Genomic DNA, 17,824 nt, shown 5'->3' with positions numbered 1-17,824 from the left:
GTCATCTAGCCTAACCGCCGATACAGAAAAGCGTGGGGAAGCAGTTCCGCACGGCATATCAATATTCTCGTGTGAAGGGGACATCACAACGTGCAGCCAGGTCAGTTCAAACAGCTGTCTCGCAAGGGACAGACAGTTCTTCGGATGCGTCCCGCATGGACCAGCTATTGGCGGAGCGGCCTTGCGGCTGTGGTGGTGACAGGCCTCTGGTTCGTGCAGCGTGAACTGTTCGACGGACTGGCGCAGCGCCTTGGCATTCCTGTGGAGCTTTCGGGCCTCGGGCTTGCCATTGCGCTGGTGCCGATCCTCGCGGGTGTGATCTATCACCGCTATACCCACGCCTATGAGATCGAGAACGGACGCAAGCTTCGCCTGCTCGCCGGCTTCATTTCCCGTGTGAAACGGGAATTTCCGCTGACGGACAAAGTCCAGACTGACATGGGTCAGACAATTGCCGGGCGTCTCCTCAACTATGGAACGATTGCCTTCTGGACCGGCGATGACCGCAGCCGGCTCGAATGGCGGAATACGTCCGACCCCGATCGTGTCATCGCCTATCTCGACCTGCTTAAATCCGGGCCACAGGGCACGTCGTATGCGCCTGCAGCCCACCAGGCCGGAGAAACGGCGCGTCCAGTATCCCGCATGCCCGAGCCTCCGACACTGAAAGAGGCGAAGTCTGCCAAGGTCACGCATTTCGGAAAATCGGTCGAATACAAAGACCTCAAGGACATGGTTGCCCAGCGGATCAGGACGCCACTGGGTGACTACATCGACAATGACGATGGCACAGTGTCCCACGCTGACAGTGGACTCATGTGGTTGCGTGCGCCATGGGGCATGGTGTGGACCGGAAGCGGATTTGCCGGCGAACCTATCCGCATGAAGTGGAGCGATGCGACCGATCTGTTCGGAGTGGGCACCGCCGTCGGCAGCACCATGGCCTATATGGGCAGCGGAAAGCGGGTCGCCTCGGCGTTTGAGCATGGCTACAGGAAAGGCAAGTGCGTGATCGATGCAGCGGGGTACACGGACTGGCGCCTGCCGACAGCGGCAGAGCTGGACCAGTTTGTACCATTCCATCACCGCCGGGATGACGACATGAGCGAAGCGGAAGCCGCCATGTCGGAAGACGATGCCTATCTGTGGGGCTGGAAAGGCAAGGCGAGTTTCGCGGTGGCCAAGCGCCTGTATCCGGAGCTGTTCGAGACCAATGTCCACCTATGGACGGCGACCGGTCTGGGAGGTGGACTGGCCTGGGCCTATGACGGGCATATGCCGGTGGGTGACTTCAAGGTCGGCGATCTGCGCGGCGCATTGTTCGTTCGCCGCCTGACTGGGGGCGAAATGCGCGCGCCGGAAACCGTCGATGAAGAAGTTGCCTGGTGAGCCGCCTCAACCCGGAATGAGAATGTCCGCCTGTCCACCCTCCGGGAAGTCTCTGCCATGCGCGTGATCGACGAGCTCATCAGCTATCTCTGGCGAACACGCCGGCTGGATGTCGATGACATGACATGGCTGGCGAACAATGGCTATTGCGACGATTTCGACCTCTACTATGGTGACTATGATAACGGTGCCCGCTATGCGGACGATCAGGATGATGATGCCGGCGAAGAGGCAGACTATGACGCGTTCGAAGACCGGAAGCCCCGCAGGCGGTCGGGACCGTCTGCCGGCGGCAAGGCGCTGGTCGATGATCTGGTCATGCACCTCGCGGTCCGGCGGGAAGAAGCGGCCGATGTGCTGCAGGAGTTTACGCGCTTCTCTCCGGAAGGCGCTGGTGCCGAGGCTGCGGGTGATGTGGTGAACCGTCTCGCGCATGCGGGTCCGGATGAAACAGTCCGCGCCGTTGCGCAGGTCCTCTCAGGGGCCGGAGACGGCCTCTCGGCGGTCACGCGGATCATTGCCTGCAACTATGTCCATATCGAACTGGAGGGTCGCGTGGGCCCCGCCGTCCGCGCCTACCAGAAGCTCATCGCCGCGCGCGATATCAGCGCCGTCGGGAAGTATGGCTGGATCCTGAGGGAGCCGGAAATCGCTGCCGCCTATGCGATGGTCCGCGCGCAGGCCCGCCTTGCCGATGCGCTCGGCCGCCTGCTGGACGAGGACGACAAGGTCCTTGCATGCGCCATCGTGCCCTTTGAGCCGGCGGCCTTCTGGTTCCTCTGCCTGCTACTCACGGCAAAGCGGGCAGGCGAGGGCGATGCATGGGTGCCTGGCATCATCGCGCCGCGGCCGCACAGGCTGCCAGCCTTCGATGACCTCTACCGCCTCATGGACCTCGCCCTCGGCGCAACCAGCGGCGGCAAGAAGCAGGCCGTCCTGAATGACGACTTTCATCCCGTTACGGCATTGCTCCTGTCCCGGTTCCAGAATGGCCGTGTGAGCGCGGTGCCGGAAGCCAGCAGGGCTGCCATGAAGGGGCTGATCGCCTTCGACGTATGGGACAGAACCTACCGCCCGTCGGAAGTATTTGACGATTGGAAGTCCACAGGGGAAAATCATGAATGAGACCGTGACGCTCTCTCAGGCCAGGGAAATCATCAAGGCGCTTGCGGCGGACGAAAGCGTGTTGCTGCTGTCGTCGCCCGGCCTCGGCAAATCAGACATTGTGCGCAGCGCCGCAGCAGAGGCGGGGCTCGAATGCCGCTCGCTCCTGGGCACGCAGATCGCGCCGGAGGATGTCAGCGGGGTACCGAAGATCGATGGCGAGCGCTCTGTCTTCTGCCCGCCGCGTATCCTGCTGCCCGAAAGTGGGGAACCGTTCTGCCTCTTCCTCGACGAATTGCCCGCCGCCGGGCCGGATGTGCAGAAGGCATTCTACGCCCTGCTGCTGGAGCGTCGGATCGGCGAGTTCGACCTGCCGAAAGGCACATGGGTCGTTGCGGCGGGCAACCGGGCGGAAGACCGCGCGCTGGTGCGTACCATCTCGTCCGCGCTCGTCAATCGCGTCCTGATCCTGCACGTGCGCGCTGACAATGAGGAATGGATCAGCTGGGCGCGCGCCAATAATATCCGTTCAGAGATCATTGCCTTCATCGCTGCGGTGCCCGATGCGCTGATGCGGCCCATCCCGGCCGAGCCTGTGCCGTTTTCCACACCGCGGGCCTGGGCGTCGCTGTCGGCCAGCCTGGACCTTGCCGAACGCGCGGGCCTTCCGCTGGAGCAGACCCGCCGCGCACTCACCTATGGCAAGGTCAGCGCCGGGGATGCGAGCCTGTTCTGCGGGCTGGCGGAAAGCGGCATGGAAGACCTGAAGCCCGCATCCGCCTATATCCGCGATCCGTCGCTCCTGCCTGTCGAGCCGGCGAAGAAATGGTTCATCATCCGCATCATCCGGAAGATGGCAGCAGAAGGCGGCCTCAGCGAGTTCTCTCCGGATGAGATCGAGCGCTTCCTGTCGTCCCTGCCGGGCGAGGTCAGGTTCTCTCTGCTGGTCGGCCTGGTCCGTATCTGGGGGGATCTGGGGGCGAGCGACAGCCTGCTGTCATCCCTCAAGGAGGCGACGGGCCTGAGATGAGCGCGGCGGCGGACACTCTGAGGCTGGCGCTGGATTATGCGCAGCGCGCATTGAACAATGTCCGCAATCTCCAGCCCTATCTGGGCGGCCTCGCCGACATGGTGGCGATCCATGTCGAACCCCGCATCCCGACGGCCGGCATCACCGCCGATGGCCGCCTGTTCGTCAATCCGGACTGGTTCCTGTCGCTGTCCGGGCCAGAGGCGATCTATGTCATGTCCCATGAACTGTGGCATCTCGTCCTGCAAAGCCATGCGCGCGCGGGGCCGGATGATGCCTGGCATGTCAATGTCGCACACGACTGGATCATCAACAGGATACTGACGGATGAGCTGGGCATCATGCCGCCAAAGAATGGCCTGTGGCTGGGAGATGCCGACAATCACTCGGCAGAGGAGCTGGTGCGGTGGCTGAAGGATGGCAACGTCCCTTTGCCTGGGCGCCGGTCAGTCTGGGATGACGAGGCTGGCAGACCCGAACAGCGAATGCCAACGCCTTTCGAAGAGGCGTTGCGTGGAACACATCTTGCCCCCTCGGAGGCTTCCTCCGGCGATGACGCGCCAGCGGACTGCCCGGGTGATATCCTGACCGAAGAAGATCTCAGGCGCCTGTCCATCACTGTGCCGGTGATCGCGGCCCCGCTGGCCTCGGGCGGAGGATCGGCCGGTGATGCCATCGCAGACCGTGCGGAGGCATTGCGGCTGGCAGCAGATGCCGCACTCGGCACGCATGCCGTTGTCACCTCCGCCCTGCGGTACCGCCATCCGGATTTCACCTATCCGCACTTGACCGCGACGCTTGATATTATCGCGACGAATGACCGGATACCGGTCGAACTTGCCCTGCAGAGCGGGATCGACAGGATCGCCCCGAAGGTCAGGACCTATCGCCGGGCCTCGCGTCGGCAGGGCACGCGGCGGGATATTGTCCTGCCGGGCCGGCGGCACGAGGGATGGGGGCTCAACCTGATCCTCGATACATCGGGCTCGATGACCGGGGTGCTGCCGCGGCTCCTGTCGCTGATCAAGGCATCGGCCAAGGCCGCCGGTGTGTCGCAAGTGCGGATCATTCAGGCATCGGATGATGTCACGGCGGACGAAACCGTTGATATCGACAGTCTCGAAAGCTTCGAAGTCCGAGGCTATGGCGGGAGTGATCTGACGGCAGCCTTCGACAGGCTGTCGGAAGATCCGGACACCGAACGTGTGATCGTGCTCTCCGACATGGCCATTCGCTATCCCGCCGAGCCGCCGCCGTACGAAGTTGTCTGGTTCGCTACCCGGAGCAGTTACTGGACACCGGCCGCGCCGGAGTATGGCACCTTCATTATCCTGAACATCTGAGCACGAGTGGTTTCGTCACGAACGGTCTTTGTCTGGCAGGGTCGAAATCAATCACTTCCGGCGAGCTTGTGAAGCGTTTCGCGATGGGTGCGGATTGCCTCGTTGACCATTTCCGGCTGTTCCAGCTTGTAATGCGTATTCACCTTTCTCAGGGCTGATTCGTCAACGAACGGCGCGAGAAAGTCGCGCAGATACGGTCGCTTGATCCACGCCTCGCAAAGATAGTCGTCAAACGCGGGGCGCGCGGGAATTTCATCGCAAGCCTGGGTCAGCATTTTATCAAGGGCTTCGCGAATGGTGTTATCGTCAGCCCATGTGGCGACCCATTGCGCAGAGCCAGGGCTGTGTTTTGAAATTTCCTTCAGTTTTTTCTGGCGTCGGAATAGGAAATCGCGGTGCTTCCACATCGCATTGCACAATGCACCAAAGATGAAGGCGCCGTTCTCCACTGACTCGCCTTCGACCGGCAACAAGGTGGCGCGCATCTCGTCCGCAGGGTTCAGTGCCGTTTCATGGGAGAGCCTGCTGGCGAAGTGACTGCGCCTTAGCACGAGGCCGGACACAGGAGCCGGAATGACGACATCCTCAACCTTGCCGCCGCCAAAGAGTTTCTCGTCTTCCGTCATCAGCGTCAGCGTGAGCAACGGCTCGCCTTTGGTTACAAACTGTTGAGGCTCAACGGCTGTATCAAGTGAGCCGATGTGGCGCACGAAGGAGGATGGAAACCGGGGCAGGATAACCGCGTGGTTGGCGAATATCGTTCCTGCCGGCGGCTTAGGGAGCGGCGGGATGGTGAGGGTGGTCGGATTCAGATGAAAGTTGGGCTTTTCTGTTCGTGCGTTCGCGGCGGTTCTCGAAGGCTTACGCGCAGCGTCGTCTGTACTTAGCGCCAGCGCCTTGATCTCGGCTTCCAGCCGGTTCGGGGCGGCGACATTCACCCAGCTCTGGCCGCTTTGGTCGTCTCCCGTCCAGAAACGCAAGGTGCCGTAACCAAGCAATCGGCTGAGCACGGTCTGTTTCAAGTCAGTCTGGATTTTGTCAGATATCAGAAACTCACGGCGGTCGCGGGCGATAAAGCCGATGGTTGTGCGAAGCCGCCGCCCACTTTCGATCTGGTAAGCGCGCGTGTAGCGGTGGAACAAAACCCCCGCGATGATCAGCAAGGCTGGTGCAAGGCCTACTAACGGCGCGATTTCCTGACGTTGTGTTGGTGTGTCTAGATAAGTCCCCCTGACCTGCGAGAAAGCATATGCGCTTGCGGCTAGCGCGGCGACCGCGAGCCATGCCTTCCAGTATGAAGCCCATGCAGGCCGATAGGTGGTGATATCGCTCCTGTCCATGATCTCAAGACTTTCCTTTCTGTGTCATAAGCCCCGCATCGCGCGGCGGCGATCCGCAAAGCGCCGGCGATCCGATTTGGGAGCGTCTTGCCGCTTGTGAGGTTTGCACAAGAGACAGCCCGCGTGTGCCGATTTCGGCTTTTTCCGCTTGTGATGAGCCATTTTCGCTTGCCTCAGAAAGATTCGGAATATCTGGCTGCAAGGTAGACCAGAACTATAGCGGCGGCAAAATAACCATATTGGTTTGTTGCCAGGTTTCGCGAAATGCCGTGTTTGGGTTTGTCACCTTTTCAATCGCTGAAGAGTTAAATCATGAGTGATCAGAATGGATTTCGGGAGCATGCCGCACGCTTCAACCGCATCTTCTCTAGGGCCATCACCATTTCTCTGATCATAGGTGTTGTGATCGGTGTCGGATTTAATAGCGCGAAAGCTGAAGCCACCCCGCAACCGTTCTCTCAGAAGCTCTCCACCGAATATCCTGATCCGTTCAAGCTGATGCGGCGTGCTCAATTCTGCTATGCGATTGATCCCGATGCCGATTACTGGGGGGACGATGACAAACTCACTTCCTATCAACAAGATTGGCGTCGTGTTTTTCTGGCGGCACAGTTCATCTCGGTCCTGCACGGCTATGGCTTGTTTGGAGCCGGATACCAAGGAAAGACCGGTCTCAAACTGGACCCCACTGCGATGGAACTCGTCCTTTTATTTGGCGAGGATGACTATGATGATTGTGCGGCTGAGGTTCAGACGATCTTGCCGGGAATGAACGGTCTCCTCATGTCTGTCTACGCACCGCAATGGGATGCGGCTTTAACACGGCATATGGAAGCGATTATTGACGATAAGGCATATTTCGGAGTGCTGCGCCGGGATGAACAATACTGGTGCCGCGCCGTGATGACCAAGGCCGTAGATGTCCTGAAGGCGACGCCGGACATCTTCACAGCTCATGAAACGGACCCAGCCGATGTGCTGATTGCAAAACACACAGCGCACGCCTTGTTCTGGGATGCACAAATCACAGGGAAGCAATATGCCGCGAATTCTAGGCTCGACGTGATCGCCATCCTCAAAGATTTGCAGAATTCGGGGCTGAATATTGTAGACTCCGATATCAGAGATGCGACCTATGCGTTCTTTCTTACGAGCGCCCGGCGCTGCGAGTCCCGCCGCGCTTACATCAACCAAACAATGGGTGTTGAATGACGCGCTCAGTGTGTTTCGGTTTGATGCTCTTGCTTGGCGCCTGTGCTTCAACCGAACAAGCTGCACCCCTTACCGTGGACTGGCCAAACGGGTGTTTTGAACTGCCTGTCGGCAAAAGCTCTGACGGAAGCGCGCCTATGGCCTGCACAATGACAAACGGACAAGATTCAGGCCAATAGAATGACGGCAAGACCGATGACAAAGATGACACCCGATCCGCTACTCACGCATGAAGCGTTGCACATGGCTTCGTTCCTGATGCGCAGTGTTGATGCCGAGTTACTGGAACATCCGGCGATTCAGGAGAATGAGGGCTGGTCCGCTTTGGCTGAAAAAGCCCATCAGTCACTCTTCGATCTTTACCAATCCGTCGGGTGTGCGGCTCAACCTGATGGAGGGAAAGAGACATGATCCGTGGTTTGTTATTTGTGTTGAGCGTTTTGGCCTGCTTTGCGGGTGGCGTCCAAAGCGCGTCTGCCCAGTCGAATGAATATCATTGGGTGAATGTCTGTAATCGGGGGGATGTCGATCTGCATTACGTCGTCTTGAGAACACGCTGGAATCTCGGCCAGGGCGATCGTGCGCAACTTTCCGGCTGGCATACGATCCGCAAAGGCAAATGTGAGGATGTGAACACGTCCGTCTATCAGGGCATTGCTATCGGCTTTACCCATGCGCTCATGAATGGCGGGGTCGGCAATCCGGTTTACCATCCACAGGATGCGCAAGCAGCAAACGGGAATAAACGCGCGCCTGCGGTCCTTTGCGTTCCGCAAAGCGGCGCGATTAACCGCAAAGGTAGTCTATCATTTGTGCTTTCGGCCGTGAGTCCGCCCTGTTCAAGCGGGACATATCCGCTACGCATGTCGTTCTATTCGAAGCCGGGGGAATATGCACCCGTCCCGAAATTCATCATCAAGCCGCGCGATTCAGCGGCGCTTGCGGCCTGGCCGGAAGAACTTCGAGCAGTAGAAAAAGTTCAGGAGCAAAGTGAACAGAAATCTGGCGATGTCCCCGCCTGGAAGAGTGCATCTTCCGGAGACGTTATGACGCGTATCCGCCGGGACAATTACACGGCAGCGTGTCGGGATAGTCTCATCGCAAGCTCGTTTTCACTGATGAAGATGGATAAAGAAAATGGATGTGTGTGCCTTGCAGACGCATTGGTCAGCGGCGAGAGTGAGAAGACGCTACTATCAATCGATATGAATTTACGCGTTCGTGAAGAAGATCTCGATTTAATGGGAATTAAAGACAAAGATTTTGATGCGGTCATCAACACCTTTATTCCTGATGCACGGATGACACCCTACATGATAAATTGTCAGCAGACGTAGCATTGAGGTCGCACGTTCAAAATCCGCATACGAAGCAAGAAAAGGGCTATCGAGAGTTTTCGCCAGAAATCGCAAGACGGTCAGAACAAAGTCGGGTCAGCACCAAACCGTCCCGGAATTCTGCTACAGGGGGGCATAAACTGCGGCTGTCAGAGCAAACCGGCTTGAAGCCCTGCTGCCTTGGTTTCAGGCTCGGCAGCATGTCGAAGAATCCATTCCGCCAAAAATGGAAGGATTACCCTTGCGGCGGGCATATCCTATTGATTTTGGAGGGTGCTCCGCTTCGGAATGATCGATAGGATAAAGGCGACCAGCAGGAATCCCGTCAACCCGGTGTTGATCCAGGAGGCCTCGGCGGTGGTGGTCGATTCTGACCCGGTCAGCGCGGTAACCTTGTCAAATGCTTGGCGCCCACCCTGTTCCATCAAAAGAAGCAGAATTGAGAAAGGCAGCAGGGCGCGATAGCGCACCAGGGCGAGCACTCCGACCATGCCGATCAGCACGGTGGCGAAGCCCCAGGCCATGGCGAAAAACAGAATAGCTTCGCTCGCTTCCGGCGCAAAGGCATCGAGCGGGATACCGTCTATGTCGCGCAGTATGTCGGCGGGCGCAAAGTACGGGTTGAGGCCTGCCATGTTCCATCCGATGGCAGCCTTTACAAACAGGGCTGGAATGAAAAAGGCCAGCGCAGTCCACCGCCCGCGATACTGGTTGTCTGCGATCGAAGGAAAGAGGGATTTTATCACTTCAGGCGTCTCCGGTTTGCTACAGTCAGGTCTATTGCGGCGTTGTGAGCGCGGGCAGCCACATGAAAGCGGCCGCCCCGCCCACGCCGATCAGGGTCACAAGCGTCAGCGCTGCGACCAGCACCATCACGGCAAGACGCAGGCTGGCGCTCTTTGTACGCTTGCCTGCGCGATAGATTTCATAGGCCGCGAGCGGGAGCAGGTAGCTCGACAACGACAGGCCGATGTCGGCCGGGCCTGTCAGGGTCTCATTATTGCCGCGCGGGCCCTGGTTGAGGATCACCCAGGCCATGATACCGACCCGGAAAAACCACACCCCGCTCGCCACCATGAAGAGGCGCATCGCCCAGACCTCATGCACGGCAATGCGCCTCGCGACCGCATGACGGATCGTCTGGGCGGCGAAGATGAGGATCAGAACCCCGTTCAGCGAGACGCTGAGCCCCGATATGATGGACAAATATGAGCCGCGCACCCAGGTGGCCCAAAGCCCGCTGAGCGCCATCGTGACAGCGAGCGCCAGGAAAACGCGGCCGTTCCAGCGGTGAAACGCCGGGAAGCGGCGGCGCAGCGCCGGAATGAGCTGCAGGACGCCGCTCGCCGTCATAACCGCCGCGAGCAGTACATGGAGTGCAAACACGACGTTGCCTACGTCGTCGCCGGCGACATGGCCGGTGATGACTTGTCGATCGTTCCAGCCCGCATAGTCGCCGGTCGCCGTGCGGAGGCCGTAAAAGCCGAGGATGTAGATAACGAATATCGCCTGGCCCATCACGGCCACGCAGAACCATGTTGCGCCGCTCAAGCGGAAAATGCGGCGGAACGCCGGATTTGATGAAGTCTTTGTTTTCAAGGTGGGTCTCGTTCAGGCTGTGAATCGCCGGTCCACCTGACGAAAAATGGGGCTTACCCGTCTTGCCGATTTGGAAATCGGCTATCGATTTCACTGAAGGAGCCGGTAAATGCATGAAAATATGGCTTTGACGCCGGATTTCAGCTAGTCGTGATCGCCAATGAGACTGGCAGACATCATACAGCCGCCCGCCCCAATTCGGGTGCGCGGCGGGTGGCGCGCGCAGATCCCTGATGGGGCGCCGAAAAACCTGCTTCTCTGCTGGGCCGTGTTTTCGGCCTCTGTTTCCATGTTTCTTGTTCAGGCGGCTCTTGGCGGCGCGTTCCCGACTGTTTCATCTGTCCTGGCCATAGGCAGCAGTGTCAGTTGTGGTCTCGCCTGGCTCCTGTCGCGCGCACTCTTTCGCCGGGATGCAGGGAGGGACGTCTGGCCTGTCGGGCTCGTGGCTGCGCTGTTCAGTCTGATGCTCCTGATCGATGGAGTGCGCCTCGCCGGGCATGACGGCGGTGCGGTCGAGAACATCCTGCTCAGCCTCGTGACCCTGATCGGATCTTCGGTGCTCCTGTTCACGCTGCTTGAGGCGGTCGATGGGATCCGGCGTGCTGATGCTGTGAGCGAACGCTGGTTTCACATCGCGTTCCTTGCCGGCTACGGCGCGTTGCTCTTTTTCGGAGTTATCCTGTTTCAGAGCGAGGCGAACCTTGCGATCCAGGCGCACGAGGCGCAGGTCCAGTCGCTCATGGCGCTGCTGGCCCTGACCGGAGGGAGCGGCGCAACCCTCTACAGGCTGCAGCACCCCCTGGCGCCGGTAGAGAAGCAGAATAATAAGCGAAGGCAGAAGGCGCAGACGGCTTGTCCGCGAATGACGGGGCAGATGCAAAGCCTGTTTGAGCGTGACCACATCTACCGCGACCCGGCTTTGCGGATCGCGGATGTGGCGCGGCGACTGAACGCGCCGGAATACAAGGTCAGCCAGTGCGTCACGGCAGGGCTGGGCTACGCCAATTTCAACCAGCTCCTGAACCACTATCGCATCGCTGATGCCGCTCGGCGCCTGCGCGTTGGCAGCGGGGCGCAACAGTCCGTCCTCGAAATCGCCTTTGACAGCGGTTTCGCCTCGATTGGCCCCTTCAACCGCGCTTTCAAAAAAGAGTTTGGGGTGACACCAACCGTTTATCGTTTGGGTCAGGCGGACCAGTCGTAACGCATAGCGGTGCGTGCTTTTTGTCATTCGCTAGTCGCTCGCAATACTGGTCAAGCAACAACAGGTGATTGTTTTGCGGCCTTCCTCGCAAGGCCCCGACATCGACTTCAATTTCTGAGCCAGAACCCGGCGGTTTGAGTTTCAGTTTCGGCGCCAGGTCCCGCGCCGCCGCCGCGAGGCGGTCTGTGAGTTTTCCGCCGCGCAGAGCTGTATCGAATGCGTAGAGTAAGCTGGCGAGCGGAGCGTCAAGCGTCTGCCACATGCTGGCATAGACGACGCGGTGTTTCTTGCCGTGCGCAAGCGGCGCAAGATCATCTTCGAGAAACTCAGTTTTCCCGGTGCGCCTCGGAACAAAAATGCTTATCGCAGAAGCTGGGCTGTCGATAAGCAAGTCATAGATTTGCTGAGCGATTGCTTCCCGCGGGTAGTGCCATTCTGATTTTGGCATACGAATCCTCCTGTAGCCACCTATAGCCATGGATGGCTACACATGGCTATAGGGAGGAGTCGTGTTGGGCTGTGAGCCCAAAGGATGAACGCGCGCTAGTCCGGCAGAAGATGAAATTTGTAAGGCTCCGGACCAATAACTGACAGTCGCAGCGAGGCATACGGCCGATAGGAAAACGTCGGCCCTTCGGTCATAGCGCGTTCCGACGCGCGAAAGTCTTTCAGCCGCCCAAACATGCGCTCGACAGCATTCCGGTCTTATAACGCGGCGATCATCGACACGGGCCTTATCAGGCAGGAGCGGGCTTCAAGCGCGCGAACTGCTCCTCACTGAGCCAGAACAAGTGATTGGACATACAGAACTTCCTTCAGGAGCCACAAATCACCATTGGCGCTGTTACCCAAGGACCGGATTGGCCATCCCGGACATTGAACTGAACTCAGAAATGGCATAAGTCTCTTATGCGAGGCCACGTCCTCCCCTTCGGGTCAAAGTCCGGGACGGCCCGGCGATTTCCACTTGGAGGTCGCTGTGGCTTGGTTTGCACTTTTTATCGCTGGCTTGCTTGAGGTCGGTTGGGCTTTCTCGATGAAGCTCTCCGAAGGCTTTACACGATTTTGGCCCAGCACGATAACAGCCATCACGATGTTGCTCAGTTTTGGATTGCTGGCTTGGTCCATGCGTTCGCTACCGCTTGGTACGGCCTACACGGTATGGACCGGCATCGGTGCAATCGGTACGTTCACGGTCGGTATCATTTTCCTCGGTGAAGCGCTCACCTTCACGCGCCTTCTCGCCGCATTGTTGATCGTGAGTGGCTTGGTGCTAATGAAGCTGTCGTCGCCGAGCTAGGGTCCGGACCCATTAACTCTGCCTAGCTAAGCACCAAACGAATGGCGAGAAATTCACCGGGAACGGACACCGCGGTTTAGTTTTCGAACGGCCGGTTTGGGGCGAGCTTAAGACGCTGAGAATATTGCGCTGAGTTGCCGATAGCGTAACTCTGACATGCTTGCGCAGAAGCGGCTTAGGTCAAATCTTAAATCACGTATTGCCGCAACTTCATTTTCTATCCGGAGAAAAAGCCGGCACCAGGACGCCAAGGAATGTCTGTCGCACCGTAGTCAATATTCATCGAGTGCAGTGCACTGGAGACCTGACTGCAGTGGTGGGTTTGATGATTGAACAGCTGCACCACCATTATCCAACGCGGTATTGCGGGAAACTCGTTGACCTCAGGGTCCCGCGAGGATGTATTGTCTGCCAGCCAATCTTGCGTCCACTCGCGGGCACCTGCCGCTAAAACATCGTCTTGCTCAAGTCGGGTGGCCTTAAGTTCGTTCCAGTTCAACCCATACCGCTTTGCCGGGTGGGTTGCGATCCGGCAAGGTGCCATGGAGAAACATCAGGATAGAGCGGTTCACAACACAAACATGATCCAGCGTATCATGTATTGAACCGAAGAATATTCCGCGATACCGCTCTTCTCGCCCAATCGCTTCGCAGCATTGATAGATGTTTTCGTTTTGCCAGCGCGAATAACTTGCCATCTCATCAATGTACTGATTGGTGATCATTATAAATGTCCTTAAGCTGACTTATCCATACTGATATTACACTGTCGTTGACTGCTTCGAAACACCGATATCGTCGCCGACGCGTTGAAAACGCGTGAGCGTTTTTTGATTCTTTCGGATCGTCTTTTCTGATTGTTGGGGCTCAGTTTCTCGAAGACGATTTGTTACCGACTCAACGTCTCGTTCAGGGCGTTCTAAGACGCTGGTTTATGGGTTCAGCGTCAATTTCGGGCCAATCTCGGTTCTTCGGCAGCAGCGCAAACGGTGATTCAAGACTCCTGAAGGGAGCTTGATATGTCCGATCCCCTGTTCTGGCTCAGTGAGGAGCAGTTTGGGCGCTTGAAGCCGCTCTTACCCGATAAGGTTTGACCGACCAAGACCAGACGAAAGACGATGACGACACGCCGCTGGAATATCTGGCGATGCTGCCCATCGACTTTTCCATGAACCCGCCGGAAGACGTGAATGTCGAATCCGTGTGCATCGCGCTTTCCACCCATCCGGATGTTTTCGTGCGCGGCAACGCCATGATCGGTTTCGGCCATCTCGCGCGTGTGACCGGCAAGCTCAACAAGGTGAAGGTCGAGCCCATCCTCGAAGCGGCGTTGCATGACAAGGAGACTTCCGTGTGCGGAAAAGCGGACGACGCCATGGACGACATCGAGAATTGTCTCGGCTGGAAGTTCAACCGCGCGGAACTGCCGCCCTTGGCTTGAATGCGCTTGCAGGATATCGTCGAGCAGGCCTTGCACGCCTGGTTCGATCCAGACACCAAAGTCACGCTTGAGATGCGCCTTCTAAAACGCCTGGACGCCTTCGACCTGCGCCAGTCGGCGATCGAGCGGGAAGTGTCGTTCACCTTCGAGGCTCTCTGCCACTACGTCCTCTACTGGCTCACCCGGACCGAGCCGCTTCCCGATGGCGAGCGGGATGCCGCGCATGCGCTTGGAAAACGGCGTTTCGATTTTTTTATCGAACAGGTCGCGGTCAAAATCAGTACGGAAGCGACATCACCCGTGCGGCGAATCTAAGAGAAGAAATGACACCGCCAAATTGAGGCCGCCCGTGTCGAGGGCTTGCGACAAAGAGGGGCCAAGACCCCTGGCCGCTGCGTGACGGGCAACCTTGAAGGAGTTGTTCCAGATGCAGTCGCTGGAGCGGCATTATCTGGAACAACTAAATCAGTTCAATCAAGGCTCGGTCTGAAGCTAAATCCCGGGCGCGCCCAGTATCCGCAAAGTTTGGCCGTCAAAGACTCGCGCTGTCGGCCAGTTATCCTGAAGTGGACAATATGCGGGGCGTCACGGAACGTCTTGCACCTCCGTCGCCCTCTGTTCAGTTGAATATTGGGACATCATGAATGATCGCGGCGTTTATCAGGTCCCTGACCTGTGGTTCGGTCAGGGCGTCCTCAAAGAGCGCCAGATCGGACATTGCATTGACGCCAGACACATAACGAACATCCTGCATGTTGCCCGGCGCGCCGATCCCCCATTCCGCTATCGGCGCAAGATAGTAGTCGTCGGTGGTGAAGAAATTGTACCGTGTCACCGCAAGCCGTCCGTTCACGCCTTCACCCCGATAGTAGAGGTCCGGCGTATATGTATATACCTGAGTCCTGTTGCGCTCATAAACCAAGACGACGTAGACCCATACTGGCTGGTCGTCCACCGATCCGACTGGTTTGGTGATCCTGACCGGGTCGGTGAGCCATTGAACCCAGCCGCGCCGCGTCTTGTTGATGTCTGTTAGACTTCGCAACAGGCCAATGTGACCGGTGCTCGGCCCGTGGTAGAGATCGCCGCCATTGACAACCAATCCCAGCGTCGGCGTCAAATTCTGCTCGGTCGCGAAGAAGGCCGTCTGCCACAAATCACTTTGCAATGGATATCTATCATATTTCAAGCGGTTCGGCTCTATGGTCTTCATCCAGAAGCTTATGGTGAAGTCGTCATTTTGCATGAGCTGGCGCAAGAGGCTGGGCGGAAGGCGAATGCCTGATCCCGAGTTTTGCGCTTCGAAATAGACCGCGGAATCAGCTGCGCCGTCATTGCGCGGCCCGAAGTTTACTCCCGGTCCGGGCGATCCGCAATCTCGACCGTCCACATCGCAAAATGCCGTTGCTTTCGTGAGCGGATAAAATCGGTATGCCTGCAGCGTGGCTTCTTGAGATGAAACGAAGCGCCGGAACTCGAATTTCGTGTATTCGTCGGCGGTGCTTCCATTCGCGCAGATTTGATCGTAGTCATAAAACGGCATGTGCCCTTCGCCATCTTCAACCAGAATCATTCTGTTTTCATCTGTGTCTTGCGCTCTATAATAAAGGTCGCCCGTGCTGGCGTTCGGGCTTGTGGTCCAGGGCCACCGGTACGGACCGCCGCAATAATGACCGAAGAGTCCCGAGCTTTGCGCTCGAATTTTTCCAGATACGTAGGTCTGAAGAGCTATCGAGTCCTGATAGTCATTGATCTGATTGTAACCTGAGAAAAGATTGGGGCTATAATTGTTCAGCAGGAAGCTGAGCTCGATATTCGTATTGTGGACGAGATCACCGATATTGGGTCCTATAGAGTTTCCAGTGTTGAATATAGTTCGATCATTTACGGCATTGAATGCCGCCCGATAATATCCGCTTACGTATTTATCGATTATGAAAAATCTTCCAGTGTCCTGGAGCATATGCATGCCCCGCCAGTTGTCGGAGTTTATAAATGCCGTTTTGAATGGCTGAAGGATGTCTACGATCTTATAGGGATCATAGACGGGCAGGTCTTCGCCCATAAGTTCGACTGGCCCTGTGTAGAAGTCCTCGTCAAACTGTTCATATCCTGCCGGTTGTCCGCTGCCTGTTTCTGCAGTCTGCCCGCGATCCGGGCCAGTAGTGCAAGAGGAACAGATGGCGATTATGCTGGCGCCCAGAAGACCGTAAACAAATTGCTTCGCGGGTAAGCCGGCGCTTTGAGATTCGGTTGCAACGTGCATCTTCGTTTCTTTCGATGGAGAGCGGGAAGGTCTTATTGATTGTCAAACGGATAGCGCTTGCCCATGACGCTGAGATATTGAGCAAGCAAGCAGGGACGATCGGAAATCATGAAGGTGTAATCCTGCGTCCCGAAGATCCAATCCCAATCTCCGCGTTTCTCTTTCAAAGGATCCGGCGTCGACCCGTCCCATTCGTTACGGTCGCCCATTGCCTTGTAGCGTCCGCGTCCGCTCTCCGGAAACAGATCGAACTGACCATATCGGTCATGATGCAGGTCAAGATCTGGTATAATTGCCCGTAGATTGTCGTTCTGTGGGTCATCGCTTGTTATGACGAGTTCGTAGGCCTTCACGCCCAGTGATCTGAACTTGTCGATCTCGCTTGTCAGATATGGCACGGTGTTCTTCGGGTCGTTGAAGAATTTAGGCGTGTATGTGACTTCCGACCCATCCAATCCCAATTCATTCAACACCCACGCATAATCGTCAGCGGTGAGCTTTCCCTTGATCACCGACTGCGACAGCATCCCTTTCGATTGCAACAGACCGATCAGATACTTAAACGCCTCCTTGTTCGCCATCAGATCCTGGTCTTTAAATTCATGGTCCCCGACGATTCGGTCCTTGATTTGATCGAGATGCTCGTCGAGCGTTTGGATCTTTTCATGCGTCACATTCAGCAGCCGATCGCGCAGGAAAAAGGATTTGAGCTGGCTCAGGGTATACTGATTGATCTGGGTGTTCGAAGGCAGAGGCGTATTGCTCAGATCCTTCGCGAACATCACATCCATTTTCGCGTCGTGGAATATGACGTATTGACCGTCCGCAGTTTTACGGATGTCGTTTTCCACGCAGTCAAGGCCCCAGTCGATCGCCTCCTGGAAAGCGAGCTGGGAGTTTTGCGGCAAATGGGCCATGCTCCAGAAGCCGCGATGCGCGCAGATCATCGTGAAAGATGGATATACCTCGCGATTGCGGAAGGCATTCACGATTGATTCCGGCGGCATATTCGTGGCGCCGCAATTGCCCGGTATCATTTGAGCCGCAGCGGGAAAACCGCATGTTCCGATATACAAGGCGGCCGCAATCCCGGCGCACCTTCTGCGCGAACGACCTTTATTCCCCAATTCCTTCATTTTGGAACTCCTTCCGTTGTTTGGGGCCATGATTGGATACGCATACGAATGAATGGTACTGTCACTGGAACTCAACAATCGGGAGGCGCCGCGGGAACGGGTGTATGGCGCTTTATCTGATCC

At 57.3% G+C, this 17,824-nt stretch carries 19 protein-coding genes and 1 pseudogene; 11 read left to right on the top strand and 9 right to left on the bottom strand.

Translation table 11 applies throughout. The features are described from left to right. Positions 1-213: 213 nt before the first annotated feature. Genes CW354_RS08145 through CW354_RS08130 form a run of 4 tightly spaced genes read left to right on the top strand, consistent with a single transcriptional unit; the run spans position 214 to position 4,866 of the window. Positions 214-1,389, top strand: a complete 1,176-nt coding sequence (locus CW354_RS08145) for a PH domain-containing protein (protein WP_165793593.1) — start codon at positions 214-216, stop codon at positions 1,387-1,389. Between the two features lie 57 nt (positions 1,390-1,446). Continuing rightward, positions 1,447-2,514, top strand: a complete 1,068-nt coding sequence (locus CW354_RS08140; protein ID WP_104829506.1) for a hypothetical protein — start codon at positions 1,447-1,449, stop codon at positions 2,512-2,514. Then, on the top strand, positions 2,507-3,523 hold the full coding sequence (locus CW354_RS08135) for an ATP-binding protein (RefSeq protein WP_104829505.1): 1,017 nt from the start codon (positions 2,507-2,509) through the stop codon (positions 3,521-3,523). Before CW354_RS08140 ends, CW354_RS08135 begins: the two co-directional genes overlap by 8 nt. Beyond that, positions 3,520-4,866 (top strand): DUF2201 family putative metallopeptidase, encoded by a 1,347-nt coding sequence (locus CW354_RS08130; RefSeq protein WP_104829504.1) that lies wholly within the window; start codon positions 3,520-3,522, stop codon positions 4,864-4,866. The genes CW354_RS08135 and CW354_RS08130 overlap by 4 nt, the downstream gene beginning before the upstream one ends. Positions 4,867-4,913: 47 nt before the next feature. Here CW354_RS08130 and CW354_RS08125 read toward each other — a convergent pair whose 3' ends face one another. Then, entirely contained in the window at positions 4,914-6,206 is a 1,293-nt protein-coding gene (locus tag CW354_RS08125) for a PH domain-containing protein (protein ID WP_104829503.1), read from the bottom strand. 312 nt (positions 6,207-6,518) lie between these two features. On the opposite strand from CW354_RS08125, the gene CW354_RS08120 reads away from it, so the two are divergent. The 3 genes from CW354_RS08120 to CW354_RS23020 all read left to right on the top strand — a co-directional run bounded on the left by CW354_RS08120 (position 6,519) and on the right by CW354_RS23020 (position 8,755). Further along, positions 6,519-7,418, top strand: coding sequence for a hypothetical protein (locus CW354_RS08120; protein ID WP_104829502.1), 900 nt, complete (start codon positions 6,519-6,521; stop codon positions 7,416-7,418). A gap of 195 nt (positions 7,419-7,613) precedes the next feature. Then, positions 7,614-7,829: a hypothetical protein gene (locus CW354_RS08115; protein WP_104829501.1), complete on the top strand. Its 216-nt coding sequence runs from the start codon at positions 7,614-7,616 to the stop codon at positions 7,827-7,829. Beyond that, on the top strand, positions 7,826-8,755 hold the full coding sequence (locus CW354_RS23020; protein WP_133162225.1) for a hypothetical protein: 930 nt from the start codon (positions 7,826-7,828) through the stop codon (positions 8,753-8,755). Before CW354_RS08115 ends, CW354_RS23020 begins: the two co-directional genes overlap by 4 nt. Positions 8,756-9,012: 257 nt before the next feature. On the opposite strand, the gene CW354_RS08100 is transcribed toward CW354_RS23020, so the two are convergent. After that, the gene (locus CW354_RS08100) at positions 9,013-9,501 is read right to left on the bottom strand and encodes a hypothetical protein (protein WP_104829498.1); all 489 of its coding nucleotides are present in this window, start codon (positions 9,499-9,501) and stop codon (positions 9,013-9,015) included. A 31-nt stretch (positions 9,502-9,532) separates the two neighbouring features. Beyond that, the gene (locus CW354_RS08095) at positions 9,533-10,354 is read right to left on the bottom strand and encodes a DUF2306 domain-containing protein (protein WP_207764722.1); all 822 of its coding nucleotides are present in this window, start codon (positions 10,352-10,354) and stop codon (positions 9,533-9,535) included. Positions 10,355-10,514: 160 nt separating this feature from the next. Between CW354_RS08095 and CW354_RS08090 the strand changes: the two genes are divergently transcribed. Beyond that, entirely contained in the window at positions 10,515-11,558 is a 1,044-nt protein-coding gene (locus CW354_RS08090) for an AraC family transcriptional regulator (RefSeq protein WP_104829497.1), read from the top strand. Here the strand turns inward: CW354_RS08090 and CW354_RS08085 are convergent. Further along, on the bottom strand, positions 11,497-12,006 hold the full coding sequence (locus CW354_RS08085; RefSeq protein WP_207764721.1) for a hypothetical protein: 510 nt from the start codon (positions 12,004-12,006) through the stop codon (positions 11,497-11,499). The two genes, CW354_RS08090 and CW354_RS08085, sit on opposite strands and share 62 nt — an antisense overlap. 132 nt (positions 12,007-12,138) lie before the next feature. Then, positions 12,139-12,260 (bottom strand): annotated as a pseudogene (locus CW354_RS08080) (IS5/IS1182 family transposase); the annotation flags it as partial. 277 nt (positions 12,261-12,537) lie between these two features. On the opposite strand from CW354_RS08080, the gene CW354_RS08075 reads away from it, so the two are divergent. After that, positions 12,538-12,858, top strand: a complete 321-nt coding sequence (locus CW354_RS08075) for a DMT family transporter (RefSeq protein WP_104830060.1) — start codon at positions 12,538-12,540, stop codon at positions 12,856-12,858. Positions 12,859-13,075: 217 nt separating this feature from the next. Here the strand turns inward: CW354_RS08075 and CW354_RS23015 are convergent, their stop codons facing one another. Both CW354_RS23015 and CW354_RS08070 read right to left on the bottom strand, forming a co-directional pair. Further along, entirely contained in the window at positions 13,076-13,357 is a 282-nt protein-coding gene (locus tag CW354_RS23015; protein WP_133162224.1) for a DinB family protein, read from the bottom strand. Further along, complete coding sequence (locus CW354_RS08070) at positions 13,338-13,583, bottom strand: DinB family protein (protein WP_104829496.1); 246 nt, start codon at positions 13,581-13,583, stop codon at positions 13,338-13,340. The genes CW354_RS23015 and CW354_RS08070 overlap by 20 nt, the downstream gene beginning before the upstream one ends. A gap of 365 nt (positions 13,584-13,948) precedes the next feature. On the opposite strand from CW354_RS08070, the gene CW354_RS08065 reads away from it, so the two are divergent. Further along, positions 13,949-14,299 (top strand): hypothetical protein, encoded by a 351-nt coding sequence (locus CW354_RS08065; protein ID WP_104829495.1) that lies wholly within the window; start codon positions 13,949-13,951, stop codon positions 14,297-14,299. Positions 14,300-14,305: 6 nt separating this feature from the next. Beyond that, the gene (locus CW354_RS08060) at positions 14,306-14,614 is read left to right on the top strand and encodes a hypothetical protein (RefSeq protein WP_133162223.1); all 309 of its coding nucleotides are present in this window, start codon (positions 14,306-14,308) and stop codon (positions 14,612-14,614) included. 304 nt (positions 14,615-14,918) lie between these two features. Here CW354_RS08060 and CW354_RS23010 read toward each other — a convergent pair whose 3' ends face one another. Both CW354_RS23010 and CW354_RS08045 read right to left on the bottom strand, forming a co-directional pair. Next, entirely contained in the window at positions 14,919-16,565 is a 1,647-nt protein-coding gene (locus CW354_RS23010; RefSeq protein WP_133162222.1) for a LamG domain-containing protein, read from the bottom strand. Between the two features lie 32 nt (positions 16,566-16,597). Then, positions 16,598-17,701 (bottom strand): glycerophosphodiester phosphodiesterase family protein, encoded by a 1,104-nt coding sequence (locus CW354_RS08045; protein WP_165793592.1) that lies wholly within the window; start codon positions 17,699-17,701, stop codon positions 16,598-16,600. Between the last annotated feature and the right edge of the window lie 123 nt (positions 17,702-17,824).

The sequence above is a fragment of the Hyphococcus luteus genome (assembly GCF_002943565.1).
GTDB classification, from domain to species: Bacteria; Pseudomonadota; Alphaproteobacteria; order Caulobacterales; family Parvularculaceae; genus Hyphococcus; species Hyphococcus luteus.
Note: the sequence above shows the minus strand (reverse complement) of the source record. Positions and strands in the feature narration are given on the sequence as shown.

Excerpts from the sequence above, each read along its gene's own strand:
- CW354_RS08140 (WP_104829506.1), top strand. The coding sequence starts at position 1,447 with ATGCGCGTGATCGACGAGCTCATCAGCTATCTCTGGCGAACACGCCGG.
- CW354_RS08135 (WP_104829505.1), top strand. The coding sequence starts at position 2,507 with ATGAATGAGACCGTGACGCTCTCTCAGGCCAGGGAAATCATCAAGGCG.
- CW354_RS08130 (WP_104829504.1), top strand. The coding sequence starts at position 3,520 with ATGAGCGCGGCGGCGGACACTCTGAGGCTGGCGCTGGATTATGCGCAG.
- CW354_RS08125 (WP_104829503.1), bottom strand. The coding sequence starts at position 6,206 with ATGGACAGGAGCGATATCACCACCTATCGGCCTGCATGGGCTTCATAC.
- CW354_RS08120 (WP_104829502.1), top strand. The coding sequence starts at position 6,519 with ATGAGTGATCAGAATGGATTTCGGGAGCATGCCGCACGCTTCAACCGC.
- CW354_RS08115 (WP_104829501.1), top strand. The coding sequence starts at position 7,614 with ATGACAAAGATGACACCCGATCCGCTACTCACGCATGAAGCGTTGCAC.
- CW354_RS23020 (WP_133162225.1), top strand. The coding sequence starts at position 7,826 with ATGATCCGTGGTTTGTTATTTGTGTTGAGCGTTTTGGCCTGCTTTGCG.
- CW354_RS08090 (WP_104829497.1), top strand. The coding sequence starts at position 10,515 with ATGAGACTGGCAGACATCATACAGCCGCCCGCCCCAATTCGGGTGCGC.
- CW354_RS08085 (WP_207764721.1), bottom strand. The coding sequence starts at position 12,006 with ATGCCAAAATCAGAATGGCACTACCCGCGGGAAGCAATCGCTCAGCAA.
- CW354_RS08070 (WP_104829496.1), bottom strand. The coding sequence starts at position 13,583 with ATGATCACCAATCAGTACATTGATGAGATGGCAAGTTATTCGCGCTGG.
- CW354_RS23010 (WP_133162222.1), bottom strand. The coding sequence starts at position 16,565 with ATGCACGTTGCAACCGAATCTCAAAGCGCCGGCTTACCCGCGAAGCAA.
- CW354_RS08045 (WP_165793592.1), bottom strand. The coding sequence starts at position 17,701 with ATGAAGGAATTGGGGAATAAAGGTCGTTCGCGCAGAAGGTGCGCCGGG.